Here is a 15905-nt window from a genome sequence, read left to right as displayed (position 1 = left end):
ATAGATAGAGTAATTATGATTAAGGAGTTGCTAACAAATCATGAAAAAAGTAAAAGTCGTCGGTGCTGTTATCCGTAACGAGCAAGATGAATTCCTTTGTGCCCTTCGCTCTCCCACCATGTCTCTACCTAACTTATGGGAGTTTCCAGGTGGGAAAATTGAAGAAGGGGAAACACCTGAACAAACGTTAGTACGCGAAATTGAGGAAGAACTAGACTGTGAAATTTCGGTTCAAGAAAAAATAGCGGAAGTTGTTCATGAATACCCAAACGTCATTGTTAATCTACTTACATATGAATCAACTATTATTAACGGTGAACCCAAAGCAAAAGAACACGCTAAGTTGGAGTGGGTTTCAAAGAATGATTTACGTTCTCTTGAATGGGCCCCCGCTGATATTCCAACAATCGATAAGCTTTTATCGAATTAAATCAATAAACAAATCTTCTGGCACGGGGTGATGAAGCCTCCACTTAATGCTCATCGGCTTATCTCCATGACTTGAAACATAGTCGATCTCACCTAAGTAGGTAAAAGGCAACGCTATCCCGTGCATTTTATTAAACTTTCTTACAAACAAGTGGATGTGAATGTTTTTTTCCTTATGATGAATATAAGCTTGTCCAACGGATGAACTGTGAGACGTTTGATTCTGGCTTTGCCAATGAAAATGACGCTGATCGATAAAATAATCCTTATAGTGAAGGTGATCCGATACCGCTTCATCCTTGTTTAAGTTTATGAAAAGCAAATAGTGGTTCCCAACTCGACTTACCCCCTCACGCCAAGTTCCTTCCTGCACACCTGCTTGAAACAAAAAGATCAAATCATTTCGCGAATAGTTTTGATAACGAATGACACGCTCGCCTTCTCCCAGAAAACGATCTGGTTTAAACGTACGACGAAACTCCACAATTCCATATTCTATCCGTTCTATGAATTTTTCATGAACAGGATCAATCGATAAGGCTTCAGATAAGCGTTTATCTATCCTAAAGCCTTCATTTTCAATAATGCCAATCACATGCTTGTGCTTTTTATATCCCTGAGTTAACTTCAGCATTGCATCATGAATTAAGCTACTATGTTTTTCTTCATCCGGTAGAATACCGAAACGACGCTGGATAATACGAAAAACGTCTGACTGATGAACAACAGGAACCTCATTTGCTGCCTCTAAAATCGCTAACTCATACGGCCACTTTAGTGGATACATATTCTCCATTCGCTCAAACAGCTCATTTACCTGTTCATTCTCTAAAATAACTTCATCATCATTAGAAAGATTCTTCATTTTTTTCTTGGTTTTCACCCAAGACCCTAATCGCTTCACAAAGAAATGCAGGTTCGGGGCACTATCAGAATAAAGAAAGTCAATCACCTCTGGGGATCTTCCAAGCTCTCGCTTAAACTGTACATAGAGACTTGTTAGCATCGTAAGCAAATCCATTCGAATACTATCGATCTTTTCTAAAATACGCTTTTGAGAAACTTGATCAAGGTCAACATAAGAAGCGCCTGGTAGATCAGCAAACTCATGCTGAACAGCAATACGAAGTGAATCCTTATCAAACGCACGTGAATTGGTCTCACCAGCAAGCGCCAAAGGAACGATAAACGACTTTTGATAGTTTCCAATAAAGTCGAGTATAGTGACAAACTCTTTCCCTTCGACCTTTCGCAAACCTCTTCCAAGCTGCTGAATAAACACCGTTGAGGATTCAGTTGGTCTTAGAAATAAGATCAGGTTGAGTCGAGGAATATCTATTCCTTCGTTAAAAATATTCACTGAGAAAATCATTTGCAGCCGATCTTCGGTATCTTCAAGCTGCTGAATGACCTGACTTCTATACTCAGGAGAATCATTTCCTGTGAGCACCGTAGTCACATAGCCTAAACGGTTAAACGATTCGCTCATAAACATCGCATGCTCAATCGTTGCACAGAAGCCTAATCCAATAAGCTGCTCCCCATCAAACCCATAACGCTTGATCATCTCATGGACATAATCGACACGCTCATTTGTCTTTAGCGCTTTTACAAGTTGGCGTTCATCTAATAACCCATTTCGCAATCCTATTTCATTGTAATCCACCGTATCATCCGCTAACCCAAAGTAATGAAAAGGTGCCAGTAATTCCGCTTCAAGAGCATCGCGTAATCGTATTTCATACACTACATTGTAATCACAAAGTGCCAGCACATCCCGACCATCCATTCGTTCAGGTGTTGCTGTTAACCCTAGCAAAAAGGTTGGTTCAAAATAGTGAAGGATCTTCAAATAGGTTGGTGCCTCAGCATGATGAAATTCATCAACAATAATGTAATCAAATTCATTCGGATGAAACTGATGTAGCGCCTGTTCAGAATGAAGTGACTGAACCGTACTAAATAACAACGGTTTATGTATGTCTTTTTCTTTTCCAGTTAACTTCCCACATAAATGATTGTTGTTAAATACCTTTTCAAACGTTTCCTTCGCATTGTCGAGTAACTCTTCCCGATGCGCGAGAAAAAGCATGCGCTTAGGTTTCAATTCAAAAACATCAAAAGCAGATAGATACGTTTTCCCTGTTCCAGTTGCCGCAATCACTACTCCCTTTCGATTGCCGTTTTCACGCGTTTGCTTTAGAGCTTGTAAAGCTTTCTTCTGCATTTCATTTGGTTCAATATCAGGGTCGGGTGAGTAATAGACGTTACTTTCTGCCACTTGTGAAATTTGGAACGAGGGCCGAATGACAGGCTTCGTTTCCTTTTTATCTAAATGCTGCTCATACCGTTCAAGCAATTCTTCTGTTAATATGTGTGATCTCTCATCATCCCATGCCTTCTGAAACTTTTCCATTGCCTGTTTATAGATTGGTAAATAGCTAGAGTCCGGAACCTTCACATTCCATTCATGCCCATTAATCAAGGCAGCATGTGATAAATTGGAAGAACCAATGATTCCCGTATGTAATCCTGAAACACGCTCAAACAAGTAGGCCTTAGTATGAAATGACTCTTTTCCCGAATCAAAGATGCGCACTTCCACATTCGAAAACTCAAGCAGCTTACGTAGTGCCTTTGCTTCTGTAACGTTCATATAAAGTGATGTTAGAATTCTCACCTTAATACCACGTTGATGCATCTCCGTTAACGGTCGAATTAGCAGTTGCAACCCAGACATGCGAATGAAGCTCACCATAAAAGACACCGAATCCGCTGTTAGCAGCTCAAATTTTAATGATTTGAAGAGGTTTTTCATTTTTTGTTTTTCATTTGAAATTAGTTCTATTGAAGATAAGTGTTGGTTTTCTAGCACAGGGATCTCTTGGTTATCATAGCGATAGAGAATGTTTGATAATGGTAAGATAAAATCATCACTTTCATGTCCAACAAGGTGCAACACTTTGTGAGTAAAGGCAATTGCCTCTTCTAGGTTGCCTTCTTCTATTAATTCCTCAAATTTTTGTCCGATTGCGAGTGCACTTTTATGAATTAGGGCTTCTGTGTATTCGATTGGTAGTAAGGGGGAAAGTTTTTGGTTTATTGGATATTTCTTTTTGGCAAGTTTGATTTCTTCAAATAACCCTAAATTTATTGTCAAATGGAACATTCCTTTGATTTATTTTCTTAGTCACATAATTTGGAGTATTGATATTATTCGCTCGCTTCAATAACTAAAAAATTTATTTATTTTTTACAATATTTACTTAAATTTATTTTCATATAGATAATATGTGCGGGACAAAAGTGCAAATTCCTTATCATTAATAAAATTGCAGTGTGCAATCTTATTTCTAATTGGAATAAGTTGCATTAAGTCTTTAATATAACTTTCTCCAAATGACTCTTTTAGTACTGGTACCATTTTCAAGAAACTTACCAATTCATGAAAATACATATTTTCTAATGACTTATTTGATAATTTATTCTTATATTGTGAACTAAGAATGATTGATGAATTAGCTCCATATAAATTTTCTAATAAAACGTTCGCTTGTTTCCTCGTTTTAGACTCAATTTCAAATAGGTACCCATAACTAGATTTCATTCTTTCCAAGTCTCCATTGTCCAAATTTATCAACCTTTCATATTGAAAATAACCATTACCCATCCACATAATTCCATTTAAATTAGATTATTAGTTAATTGGGAGGAAATAAGAATGAATATTCGAGAATTCCAGATTAAAAAAAGGAGCTTGTAGGCAAAATCATGCGCCAATTAAAGCTCCTTTTGTGTGTTTAGTATGTGAAGTACATTATCTACTAGTGCAACGTTATAAGATTTCACGTTTTACATTCTAATGTAATTCGTCAGTATTGATGAAGGTTGCTTTAAGTTATTCACACGCTACTCCATCACCATCTCTATCTAAATGAGAACCATAACCAGGATCGCCTGTATATAGAGGCGCAGCACCAGCATTTCTAGCAGCAGTACAGTTTTTATAGTAAGCATTATTGTTGCTACTAGAGGAGGTGTTAGATTCAGATCTTGATGAACTTGAACTTGAATTACTAGCCACTTCGATATTTTGTAAGTCTTCAATTTTTGCTTGTAAAGACGTTTTATCTTCCTTGAGTTGATTAATTATGTCTGATTGATCATTGATTTCTGTATTGAGGTTTTCTATTTTCTTATTTAATTCTTCTTTTTCTTTATTAATTTTTTTGTCATTATTCTCTAATTCATTCAATTCGTTTGTTTTACTTTCTAACTTTTGTTTATTGTTTTCTAACTCACTTTCTATTTCTTTTTTCTTGCTATTTAATTCTTCAATTTGGCTCTTGGTTTCTTTATTGTTAAAAGTTAATTCTTCGATTTTACTGTTTAATTTACTATTTTCTTCTTTTAATAAACCGATCTGTTTAGTTAATTCTTCATTTTTATCTTGTTCTGTTTGAAGTTGACCTGCAGCTGTATCATCTGAAAATCCTATGCCTACTATCATTAAAACAAGTCCTCCAATTAATAATGGATAAAACATTTTTTTTGAAAGTTTTCTTTCTTTGTTTTTCACCTTACTAATCAGATGGAACACAAGATAAATTATGGAAACTATCAATGCTAAAAAACCTAAAAGAAACAAAGCCATCATGCTTATTACCCCCATACCTAAAATAGTTGTAAGATTATTTTACTATAAATACCTTATATTAACTATAATATAAGGTTATTTGTCTCACGGTTAACACAACTTTCACCGGTCGGAACTTGAACCCAAAAGCATGTGTGCACATGCCAGGCACAAAAAAGCCTCTACATCAATCTGTAGAGACTATAAGGATGTTAATATTACGTAATGCTTCCCGAAAGAGTATTTTAATGGGAAAATAGATAATTTTCAAAATTATCAAATATTATTAAAATAGAGGACTTATTATGATAATCTACTATAAGAGAGGTTGATATTCTCGTAAAACTAAGATTATACACGAAGTTCGAAATTAAATAACTCTCCTTTCTTTTCGATACAGTATAAAAATCAAACCGTGGATATTTATGGTAAAATAGACTTTAGTATAAATGACGAAAGGAAAAAGCGAATGTCTCTGACAAGTTTATTAAAAGGTTCGAAGCCTAATCAAAAAGAATTTCAAGAGATTCTAAGAGTAGTTATCCCATTAAAAAAATCATTTCAAACTATCTCTGGTAAAGAAGCATTTTCTAAAGCCCAGTACGAAATTTTAGTACCCTATAATCTAGTGAAAAATTATAATTCTTCAGTCGTTGGGACCGCATTTGATTATTTAGCCAGAATCATGTTATCACGAGTAGTAAAGAAAAATAGAAGTGAAGCTTACAGTGATATTTCTGCTGAGCATGGATTTATTATCTTATCAAGCTTTTTAAAAAATCATCGTTATCTTAGGTCAAAAATTGAAAAAAGATTTAAAAGATCGGTTAAAAGATTGAAAAAATACAGTAATAATAAAAAGCCGATCAACCAATTAGCAAAAGATGCTTGTTTCTTAGCTACGTTAGATCACATTCTTCGCTCTGGTCTTCCTCCAGCAAATATCTATGACAAATCTTTTTTTAGTGATCCTGATGAAGAGATCCTTAGAGATTTAAATTTGTTATGTGATGTATTTCAAAAAGAGTTTATACCAACAATTGTAAGGTCAAATAGTGAAATTATATACAATCCGAATTTTGGTGTTTCCTCTGCTTTTGTAGGAGGGGCAGACGGTGACGTAATTATTGACGGTACACTATATGATTTTAAAACTGGAAAAAACGTGGGTTATAGATGGCAAGAGGTTGCTCAAATAGTAGGATATTATTTGCTGAATGAAATATCTCTTGAAGTTATGAACTCAAAAGAAAATTATTTTATAGATGATTCATATCGACATTTAGATATTAAGCGAATTGCCTTCTATAGAGCCAGATATGGTGAAATTGAATACATAGACACATCGTATTTTGACAAAGTCGCAATTGCCAAAGCTAAAAAGGACCTTTTTGCTTATTTTGTTAGAAACCCTAATATGAGTAGGGCGATGATTGAAAATCTTCATATATTAAAAGGGCTAGCTAATACTTAATTTTTTAGTGAAAATAAGTTTAGTTTAATAAAAACGAAAAATTCATTAATTCGCTATACACTCAAACATCAAATTCCACCCGAAATTCTTGGAATTATGGGTGGATATGATAACGTATGTAAGGAGTTTCTCCTGACCCCTCCCCCTTAAATTATATGAAATAATTATTCAAATCTATAATTCAATCATTTCTGATATTTGATATCCGAAGTTAGTAATTTCAAAAACCTCGCCTTTGTGACCTCTCCCAACAACTAACCTCTCATTAATTAATTCCTCGAGCGCAGACTCCCATTTTGCTATCTCACGTCTATTTTGTACCGTGATGATATTCTTACCATTTACTTGAATATCTGTTCCTTCCATATATCTGAGATGAAAAATATTGCCTTGAGTATCTTCACTTGCTTCTTTGAGTAAAATCCTCGCCTCGTTAGATAACTCTGGAAGTTTAGTTTTTGATTCCATCACTTCACTATATGCATTCATATCAATGTCATTAAACAATGGGTGGGAGTTAAGTTTAAGTTGTAAGTGTTGATAAAATTTTTCTTTGAAATTAGAATGGCTATCATATTCTTCATAGAGTCCTCTACTTTGACAGGACTCTTTAAATCTCTTAAGTTGTTTAATTTGTTCCATATCAACTGTTTCTAAAACAACTGGTTGACTTGAGAAATACAACATTGCCGGCTTGTCTACACTTATATGGTTTTCAATTTCTTCTACAGTACCACTGGCATATTTGTCAGTTGGCGTCCCTATACGGGTCCAGAAAACACCAATTAACAAGTCACATTTATCTAGGACTTGACCATTTATTATCTCTTGAGGTTTAGCCCCCATCTCTGGAGAAGAATGTGATTCCCAGCCCACAGGAAGTAAGACAATATTTCTAACTATCGAATGTATAGCGTTCCATTCATATATAACATCTCTTATAATTGAACGCTCTGCTGCTACGTCACCTGGAGAAGCAATCATTACATTAAAGACTCTCGCATTATAACTCAATTATCATACTCCCCTTTATTCTATATTTGACTTATATGAAGATACTCCCCAAAAGTTCTGTCTGTGAAATTTAGGTTTTCTCCAATATGTAATATAAAAGCCCACCAAAACAGGTAGGCTTTCGTATATTACAACTCTTCGTCAAAGATATTCATTAAATCTTGATCTGATAATTTATTTGTTCTTTTACTGTCTCTGAGTATCCCTGCTATTTCATCTCTAAACCTTTGAATTAAATCACCATTTTCCATAGTTATATCAATAACATATTGTTTTTCTCCCTGTGTTATTTCTTCCTCTCTAATGTCTTTTTTGTAGACTTCTATTTTTTTAGTCCCATCTCTTCTGGTAGTTTCTTTAACTAAGTTTGATCTAACTTGCTTATGGTATTCTTGTCTCCTAGCTAAAACATAATGAGTACAGTATTGACTAGCATTGTATCTATAATTTTTCACAACTATTTTCTTAGGAACTAGTAAAATTTGTTTATCATTTACTTTTAATGCACGGTCATTGCATACTTCCCACTCATTGGTAACCTCATTCCAATAATGACCTAAGTTTGTTATTTCTTCATCTAATTCAATGCCCAAAATACCACATTGTTCTTTTGTATAGTCAACTAAGTGTTTTCTTATAACGTTTGTTACCAAGTCAGACAAACGATCTTGACCAAAGTCACTAACAAAAACGTGCAAATCTTCAAGTCTAGTAACCAGTCCATTCTCTATCATTGCGTTTGAGGTGATATTATCAAATACCTTTGCAAGCATATCTGCAGATGCTCCTGTACCTTCAGGATTATTTGAAGACAATCCGAAACAAGTTTCATTTGGTTCATGTGCAAAATCAAAAAGTTCACGTGCTCTATTAATTTCTCCCTGTTCATAAAGACCAATGATATGATCAAAAAAACCGGTCAACGTTACAGAAGCTCCTCTACACCATTCATCTTCTGTACTAATATGTAACCACCAAGGATCAATAAACAATTCTACATCTCTAGATGTGTCAACATTTACAAATTCTAAATCAGTTTGATCTTGTTCTAAATTGAAATATTCACTAATTTGCATTTTTCACCCTCCAAATATCTGATGTAAAAAAATTCCTTTAGTTTATTTTAACATTATTTACGGAAAAATATATTAATTAATCAGGAGAGGTACTATTATTTTTAATATTAACCTTTTTTTAAGTATCTATAGAATGTAGCCCGACTAACATTTGTTGCATCCAGTATCTCCTGGATACTGTACTCCTTACTATCATACATGCGAAAGGCCATATCCAACTTGGATTGGTCTTTTTTTGGTCTTCCTCCCTTTCGGCCTCTAGCTCTTGCTGCATCCAGCCCCGACTTCGTCCTTTCTGAGATAATATCTCGCTCAAACTGAGCTAAACCACTGAAGATCGTAAACACAAGTTTCCCCATCGCCGTCGTAGTATCGATGTTTTCATTGATCGAAACAAAGTTGATACCCTTCTCCTGGAACTCGTTAATCAGGTCCACCAGGTGTTTTGTACTCCGACCGATTCGATCGAGCTTGTAAACGACCACCGTGTCCCCTTCTCTCAAATATCTCAGCATCTCCGTAAAAGCAGGACGGTCCTTTTTCGTTCCAGTGATTTTCTCCGAGTAGATGTTCTTCTCTTCTACCCCGTATTTCTTTAAAGCATCAAATTGCATATGTAAGTTTTGGTCCTTCGTACTGACTCTAGCGTATCCAAATAACATAATGGTCTCCCCTTTTCGATTGTTGATACTTTATATTATCAAAAAGGGTAGTTAAGGTATATATTGAAACTTTGAATATGAAATGGCTTTTGATACTAGTTTTAGAGGAGTTTTGATTCGTTGGAGGAGAGTTTCAGAGTTGTTATCAAAAACGAACAATAACTATAATGAGTTGTTGTTATTCTATACTTTTACTTTAGTTAATAATATTGGTTCATAATATTATCTCCTGAACTTCCCTCATATCAAACGGAATGATCACATTCTCAGCCAACTCCCACTTATTCTCCAACAGCTCATTCATCAGCGCTTCCACCGTTCCATTAGAGAAATTCTGACCATCTCTTGTAATAACCTGATAACCAGACACGTCCTTCTCCTTAACAATCCCATAAGCACGGTCAGTGGCCTGATTCTTTACAGTTGCTGTGTTTCCATCAATGATTGGAACGAATATACCGTACTATTCCATAAAAAGTCGTTTAAAGAAGGAGTGAAGCTTATGAAACTCAGTGAAGATGAGATTTTTTCATCCTTTTCATCAATTCTATCAATCACGCTCATCACTTCTTTTACTTTTGGAACCTGGTATTTTAATACTACTGAATAATGACTCCAGGATGCCCGTACAATTGTCTTAGTCTAATCAGTATATTTATTAAAATTGCCATTTGTTTTGTCTCTTTCGTTCGAAGCAGTTATTCTGAGATGGACCTTTTAATTTTTGAGGCTTCGACATAGATGGGAACCAGAATTTCTTTCTAGTTTAGTTATTCATAAAAATACCTATAATCTGTCCCTACGTGTTCGCGTCAATTCTGACTACTTCCCTTATAAATTTTACTCTCGATCTTTTTACTCCAATCACTTTATGAATAGTAACAAAAACGTCTACCTTAATTAGCAAACTATTATGGTAGACGTTTTATTTTATTGACATTTCTTTTTTAAAAAAAGGGCAATTATTAGCTAAATACCGTCGAATCGTTTCCTTCATTCCCTCTTTATTCTCTGAAAACTGACGATGTCGATGGCCATTTCCTCCAGAAGGATGTGGAAACCCGTTTACGATCGAGTTAGCTGAAATCAAGTTGTTTTCAGTTAGATGCATCAGTACTTTTGTTACATTGACACCTAACGGCACGATTAATGGATCGTTTAATTTCTCTAACTCGATTGGTAGATGGTTCAAAGCGTATCGATGCAGTACTTCCGTTTTTAATATGTTTGGGGTGGAGCCACTGAAGTTCTTTCCTTTATAAAAGACTGGATAAGGCAGAACGGAAGTCGTTTGGACGAGATGACTGGCTGGACCAAACAGCTCACTTGTAGAGGCCAGGTTTAAGTATGTATGTAGTTCCAATTCATCTAACATCGCAATCAAGTTTTTCCTCATCGGACCTTCGAAACTGGAATGGTTCTTCACCTTTTGTAAAACCTCTTCATCTTCAATTTCTTCACCGCCGTTATTCCAAACCGTTTCAAATGATTTCTTCATCTGATGAAGTCCATGAGTAATTCCGACTATCACGATTTTCGCATGTTCATTCACATGTTCGAACGGAGCATAATACATTTCCAAGTTCTTTTTCTCGTCTCGTTCAAGTAAGAAAGTTTCGTTCATTAGCTCTTCCCGATCAACAGGATCTGTTAGGGAATGAATTGATTCTTTGAAGCTAGTAAATTTTGAATAGGTCGCAATGGCCACTTAAATCCCTCCAATATATATCTATATGTACTATGTCTATAAGCTTACAATTTTTTGGATAAATCAAATCATATCTATTTTCTATTATTTTACTATTAGCTGAAAGTAATCGAAAGGAATAATGGGGAAACAGTCATTTTTCATCGAAGTATTCACTTAGTGGCCACTCATAGACAAACAAAATAGCAAGGGTAGATCCAAGCCAGTTAACTACAAGTGCTGCAATCATATTCTTAAAACCAACCTCTTCCTTACTCTAAGCGATAAACCCGCCTTTTTCTCTAAATGCTACATAAGGCGTAGGGGAAGAATACTCCACAAAAACAAAAAACAGGACATCGAACCTTCCTCGACATCCTGCAAGCATTTAATCCCCTCTTCATTCTTCATCTTTATTCACTTTCTTCCTGCACAAATAAATCCACATGGCACTATACGTTATCAGCGCCAATATCAAAAAGATGGGTACAGATAGAACATCACGAATCATCATAACGGCGGCTCCACTCCTTTATTATTTTAGACTGTCCAATGGGACGGGGAAGAATAAATAGAAAAGGATGGAGATAGGAATGGAGATGATGAGTGCTTTCACCGGACTTCGATAATGGAGATAGATCATCACGAACAAGATGATATTTAAGGGAATGTTTAACCAACCGTTCCAGCCGTTGTCATAGAAATACAATCCTTTGTAGGCGAAGATCGTCTCAAGCACTGTGTAGAAACCTGCCCATATGGCGATGTAAATGAATTGATTGACCCTTTTCTTTGGAAAGCGCTGCAGGTAGATGATGAGACCGACGGGACAGATAAAGAAAGTGAAGGCCATGTTAATGATTGAATGATTGATCCATTCTGCCGTAACTCCTCTGAACGCCCACAGTGTGTGATTGAAATAGAGGAAGTTATATGTAAGATTGACCACTATGAAAAAGAGAATCGTAGGATACTGCTTTCTCCACTGTGACCAGTCGATAAATTTATAAGCAAAAAAGATCCAAACGACCGTCACGAATAATAAATACATAGGACGCACCTCAATCGGATTAAGTCTTTTCATTATTGACGCCGCTTTGATCATTTATACGTTAGTCGTAGGGAGTTCGCGGGTGCCTGTCACCCGCTTTTAATAATGCTTATACCTCTTCAGCACCCTAACCCCTGTAATAAACAATAAGAGTGATAAGATCGTCGTGCTACCGATGACGATCCAAGCTGACTCGGTCCATTGTTGTTCGACTAAAAGCTTCGTCGCTTCTCCCCGTATGTTTCCTGGGCTCCAGTCCATGAATTTCGGAAGGAGTGACGTTAGCAGACTGATCAGCGAAAGGAAGAGAATACTGACACCGGCTATTCCTCCATTATGCTGGATGATTGTTCCGACAAAAATCGTAACGGAGACGACGAAGAGAACCCAAAAGCAGTAAATGACGAGGCTACTCACCATGAGCTTCCAGTCTACTGAAGTAAATAATAAATTTGTATAATACCAAGTGAGGCAGTAGCTTAATAGGAGTGATAAGAGCAAGAGGGCAAGCTGGGCAACAGTCTTACTACCTAAGTATTGCCACTCGTTAACGGGTCTCACCATAACAAGCGTAATGGAACCGTTTTGCCGCTCTTGAGCAATCACGTTCATGGTTGAGAGAACGAACAGAAGGGTACCGATCGTGCCATATTGAGACAGGGCACCGCTCAATACTTCTTCACCCGTAGGCGTGGGGATCGTGATACTCGCTCCTTCTGGTAGGTTACCGGCCATATCAAGAATTTGTGGCATATAGTAACTTGTTAGGGGTTGCGAGATGCCGATGATCATCAGTACGACCGGAAGCCAGATCCATTTGCCATTCCGCATTAGCTCGATGATTTCTTTGTGTAATAGCGTTAGAAACCGGTTCATTGTCTCACAACCTTCATATAAGCATCTTCTAATGAATCATGCATCATTTCAAAATGAGTCACTGCTCTATTCCGGTTAATGAGCTCCTGTAACAGCTCATTTGGATGAACATGCGCAGGAAGTCTCACCTTCACTGTTTTAAGATCAATATATTCATAAGCTTCGATGATCTCAAGCTGTTCGATGATTCCATTCATTGGTTCTTCGGTTTGGACTTTAATTGGCAATAAATCAAATTCTTTACGTAAAGAAGGTAAAGCCCCTTTCCACTTTAAGCAGCCATCTTGCAGAATAAGTACTTCATCGCAAATTTGCTCGGCATCATGTAAAATGTGAGTCGAAAATAGCACTGTCATGTCTTGTTTTAGTTCTTCAATCAGGTGGAGGAAATCTCGCCTTCCTTTTGGATCGAGCGCTGAGACTGGTTCGTCTAGAATGAGTAACTTCGGTTTGTGAAGCAAAGCCTGCGCTAAGCCGAGGCGTTGTTTCATTCCCCCAGAAAAGCCACCGATTTTTTTAGTCATTGCTTCTTCTAAGCTGACGAACGTTAGCACCTCCTCTACACGACCGTGAAGCTCTGATTTTGGTATCGATGATAGCTTACCTGCGAAAGAAAGAAATTCTTTGGCAGTCATCCAATTAAAAAAGGATGGGTGCTGAGGTAAGAAGCCAATCAATGGCCGATAGTCTTTGTTCGGATATCCCTTGAATTGGATGGATCCTGAGTCAGGCGTGAGCATTCGAGCTAACATTTGCAGCGTCGTTGTTTTACCCGCTCCATTAGGACCTAATAGGGCCATGCAGCTTCCCTCCTGAATGGTGAAGGAGAGATTCGAAACAGCTTTTTTACCTTTAAACTGTTTCGATAGATTGTCGATTTTAACAAGCATGATTTTCACCGCCTAACTGTTTTTACGTCCGATCACAAAGTAAAGAATTGCCCCAAACAGATTCACAAAGAGAATAAGAAGGATCCACATCCATTTTGGTCCGTTTGTTTCCTTTTGTTTGATACAGCTGACAAGTGCTGAAATGGTTAAGATCGCCTGCAAGATCAGCAACGGCGCAACTAACGCCCAGTTTATGTCGTTCAAGATTTCCATTTTTTCACCTCTTCTCCTTTTTTAACCTTCGTTTATATGGCCAAACGACGAACAGCAAGTAAAATAACGTTGGCATCGGTAATTGAATTAATCCCCAGATCCCCCATAGCCATGGGTAACTCCCTTTTTTCTTTGCATCTACAAAGAGAAGCATGCTTTGCGTTAGTAATAAGAGAATAAGAATGGGAACTAAAACGTAGAGCTCAAGGTTTGTCATGACCGAACATTCCTTTCTTATTCACTTTCTTATAGGTGAAATAGACAGCAAAAGGAGCAATCAGGCTTGCAATGATCTGGAAGTACAAAAAGAATAGTGGAGCTTCGAAAAGACTTATCATAACTACGGTTAAAATCACCACCGCCGTTAACAAAAAGAGCGCACTTTCGCGATAAAACGCTTTTTTCTTTTTTTGTTGAAACAGGACTAATTGCTTCTCCATATCAATCTGAGAAAGTGATTCTTTTCCAAGATCATCGATATGCTGCCAATCCTGCTTAAGGTGTTGAACAATTTTTTCTTCTTCCTTGTCATTCACGGCGTATCCAACTCCTTTCGTAACTTCCGTAAACCTGTATGCACCCTGGATTTCACTGTCCCTGTACGTATCCCGAGCATTTTCCCAATTTCATCATACGAGTAGCCATAATAATGCCGTAACAAGATCGGAACTCTGAGCGTGGAGTCTAACGTATTAAAATCTGTGAAAAGATCGCTCCAATTCATTCCTTTTGTACTCGAGTCCCACGCTAGCTTTCGCGACAGGGAACGTTTCTCTTCATCTATCCATTTCTTTTCTCGTTTTTCTTTCCGAAGCATGTCAATGTAAAGCCTAGAAGCGATCGAAATCATCCACGTCGAGAACTTCCCTTCTCCTTTATAAGAAGAAAGTTTGACATAACACTTCATCATGGTTTCCTGAGCAAGATCGACGCTAGTCTCTTCATTTAAGGTTAGCTTTAAAAGATATTTGTAGAGGAAAGCATAATAGCACTGAAAAAGCTGAGTGAACGCATGATCGTCTCCGCCTTGTGCCTGCAGAATTAATTGAATCTCCTCCTCGCGTTCCATACAATCCTCTCCTTTACCTGCCTTTATATGACGCTAACCTCTTAGAAATCGTTCATTTGAATTTAAATTTATTTAGCTTTATCAATAACCCTTTCAACAAATGATACATAAAAAGCTAACTTCCGTCTTACTGAAGTTAGCTTTTCCTCTCTTTCTTTATTCAACACTTTACTACGAACAATTGCTGTTAATTTCAAAGACATAAGCGAAATCGGGTGCGTGTTGCTAACAATTTTTAGTTTTAATTCTCCTGTTAACAAGCTATAAGCTCTCCATTCAATTGCACTTCTAGAAATTTAAATCAATATATATTACCTATAACACTCTTTACTCTACTAACCTACGAAAAGCAAAAATAAAAGGACCTCTCCTATCCAGAGACGTCCCTCACCTAACTTTAATACTGTCATGCAACATTTCATACATCATCTTCATCTTAATTAACTTCAACTCATTTTCCTCAAACCGCTGCACTAACGCCTTATTTGCCTGACCATCAAAGTTATGTTCAATCTAGTTATGAAAATCAATTCGTTTTTTCTTTTGTGGGATACAGTTTGTTCAAAACGGTCACAACTGTCATGCTTGTTAAACCTAGTGCAAGACCCTTTATAATGACATGATCAGGCAAAAACACATACTCAATGATCATTAATACCATTACAATCAACCATGTAATAAGGAACCTCTTACCAAAAGACATGTTTACCCCCTTCAAATCTCCTATTCTCACACCATCCAAATATTGTAACTTTCTATCTTAACTACCACTTAACCTCATATAGGAAACCTACTTCTCAAATATTTTGAGACTGGCAAATTAACATC

19 protein-coding genes are annotated in these 15905 nt (G+C 36.7%); 2 read left to right on the top strand and 17 right to left on the bottom strand.

The window, feature by feature from the left end:
- The first annotated feature begins 37 nt into the window (after positions 1–37).
- Positions 38–430, top strand: coding sequence for an 8-oxo-dGTP diphosphatase MutT (gene mutT, locus ATG70_RS02295; protein WP_098442766.1), 393 nt, complete (start codon positions 38–40; stop codon positions 428–430).
- Here the strand turns inward: mutT and ATG70_RS02290 are convergent.
- The 3 genes from ATG70_RS02290 to ATG70_RS02280 form a co-directional block, all read right to left on the bottom strand.
- Positions 419–3589: a DUF3427 domain-containing protein gene (locus ATG70_RS02290; RefSeq protein ID WP_441296326.1), complete on the bottom strand. Its 3171-nt coding sequence runs from the start codon at positions 3587–3589 to the stop codon at positions 419–421. The genes mutT and ATG70_RS02290 overlap by 12 nt on opposite strands.
- Before the next feature lie 102 nt (positions 3590–3691).
- Entirely contained in the window at positions 3692–4099 is a 408-nt protein-coding gene (locus ATG70_RS02285) for a hypothetical protein (protein WP_098442764.1), read from the bottom strand.
- 228 nt (positions 4100–4327) lie between these two features.
- Positions 4328–5086: an excalibur calcium-binding domain-containing protein gene (locus ATG70_RS02280; protein ID WP_179886156.1), complete on the bottom strand. Its 759-nt coding sequence runs from the start codon at positions 5084–5086 to the stop codon at positions 4328–4330.
- A gap of 448 nt (positions 5087–5534) precedes the next feature.
- Between ATG70_RS02280 and ATG70_RS02275 the strand changes: the two genes are divergently transcribed.
- The gene (locus ATG70_RS02275; RefSeq protein ID WP_098442762.1) at positions 5535–6539 is read left to right on the top strand and encodes a hypothetical protein; all 1005 of its coding nucleotides are present in this window, start codon (positions 5535–5537) and stop codon (positions 6537–6539) included.
- Between the two features lie 174 nt (positions 6540–6713).
- Here the strand turns inward: ATG70_RS02275 and ATG70_RS02270 are convergent, their stop codons facing one another.
- From ATG70_RS02270 to ATG70_RS22290, 14 genes are all read right to left on the bottom strand, one after another.
- Positions 6714–7553, bottom strand: a complete 840-nt coding sequence (locus ATG70_RS02270) for a DUF4062 domain-containing protein (RefSeq protein ID WP_098442761.1) — start codon at positions 7551–7553, stop codon at positions 6714–6716.
- Between the two features lie 128 nt (positions 7554–7681).
- Complete coding sequence (locus ATG70_RS02265) at positions 7682–8629, bottom strand: hypothetical protein (protein WP_098442760.1); 948 nt, start codon at positions 8627–8629, stop codon at positions 7682–7684.
- Positions 8630–8736: 107 nt separating this feature from the next.
- Positions 8737–9291, bottom strand: coding sequence for a recombinase family protein (locus ATG70_RS02260; RefSeq protein ID WP_098442759.1), 555 nt, complete (start codon positions 9289–9291; stop codon positions 8737–8739).
- 214 nt (positions 9292–9505) lie between these two features.
- The gene (locus tag ATG70_RS22295) at positions 9506–9661 is read right to left on the bottom strand and encodes a hypothetical protein (protein WP_179886155.1); all 156 of its coding nucleotides are present in this window, start codon (positions 9659–9661) and stop codon (positions 9506–9508) included.
- Between the two features lie 555 nt (positions 9662–10216).
- Entirely contained in the window at positions 10217–10999 is a 783-nt protein-coding gene (locus tag ATG70_RS02255; protein WP_098442758.1) for a hypothetical protein, read from the bottom strand.
- 514 nt (positions 11000–11513) lie between these two features.
- The gene (locus ATG70_RS02250; protein WP_257147587.1) at positions 11514–12062 is read right to left on the bottom strand and encodes a CBO0543 family protein; all 549 of its coding nucleotides are present in this window, start codon (positions 12060–12062) and stop codon (positions 11514–11516) included.
- Positions 12063–12128: 66 nt separating this feature from the next.
- On the bottom strand, positions 12129–12905 hold the full coding sequence (locus tag ATG70_RS02245; RefSeq protein WP_098442756.1) for an ABC transporter permease: 777 nt from the start codon (positions 12903–12905) through the stop codon (positions 12129–12131).
- Positions 12902–13795 (bottom strand): ABC transporter ATP-binding protein, encoded by an 894-nt coding sequence (locus ATG70_RS02240; RefSeq protein ID WP_098442755.1) that lies wholly within the window; start codon positions 13793–13795, stop codon positions 12902–12904. Before ATG70_RS02240 ends, ATG70_RS02245 begins: the two co-directional genes overlap by 4 nt.
- Before the next feature lie 12 nt (positions 13796–13807).
- Positions 13808–14008 (bottom strand): PLD nuclease N-terminal domain-containing protein, encoded by a 201-nt coding sequence (locus ATG70_RS02235; protein WP_179886154.1) that lies wholly within the window; start codon positions 14006–14008, stop codon positions 13808–13810.
- A gap of 4 nt (positions 14009–14012) precedes the next feature.
- Entirely contained in the window at positions 14013–14225 is a 213-nt protein-coding gene (locus tag ATG70_RS02230) for a transcriptional regulator (RefSeq protein WP_098442754.1), read from the bottom strand.
- The gene (locus ATG70_RS02225; protein WP_098442753.1) at positions 14212–14544 is read right to left on the bottom strand and encodes a YxlC family protein; all 333 of its coding nucleotides are present in this window, start codon (positions 14542–14544) and stop codon (positions 14212–14214) included. The genes ATG70_RS02230 and ATG70_RS02225 overlap by 14 nt, the downstream gene beginning before the upstream one ends.
- Positions 14541–15077 (bottom strand): RNA polymerase sigma factor SigY, encoded by a 537-nt coding sequence (gene sigY / locus ATG70_RS02220; protein WP_098442752.1) that lies wholly within the window; start codon positions 15075–15077, stop codon positions 14541–14543. The genes ATG70_RS02225 and sigY overlap by 4 nt, the downstream gene beginning before the upstream one ends.
- Positions 15078–15145: 68 nt before the next feature.
- Positions 15146–15337 carry a hypothetical protein gene (locus tag ATG70_RS02215; protein ID WP_098442751.1) on the bottom strand — a complete coding sequence of 64 codons (192 nt, stop codon included), beginning with the start codon at positions 15335–15337 and terminating at the stop codon, positions 15146–15148.
- Between the two features lie 266 nt (positions 15338–15603).
- Positions 15604–15780, bottom strand: coding sequence for a hypothetical protein (locus ATG70_RS22290; protein WP_179886153.1), 177 nt, complete (start codon positions 15778–15780; stop codon positions 15604–15606).
- Positions 15781–15905: the final 125 nt, after the last annotated feature.

The sequence above is a fragment of the Bacillus sp. es.036 genome (assembly GCF_002563635.1).
Classification (GTDB): domain Bacteria; phylum Bacillota; class Bacilli; order Bacillales; family Guptibacillaceae; genus Guptibacillus.
The sequence above is the reverse complement of the archived record's forward strand: the minus strand, read 5'-3'. Positions and strand labels throughout refer to the sequence as shown.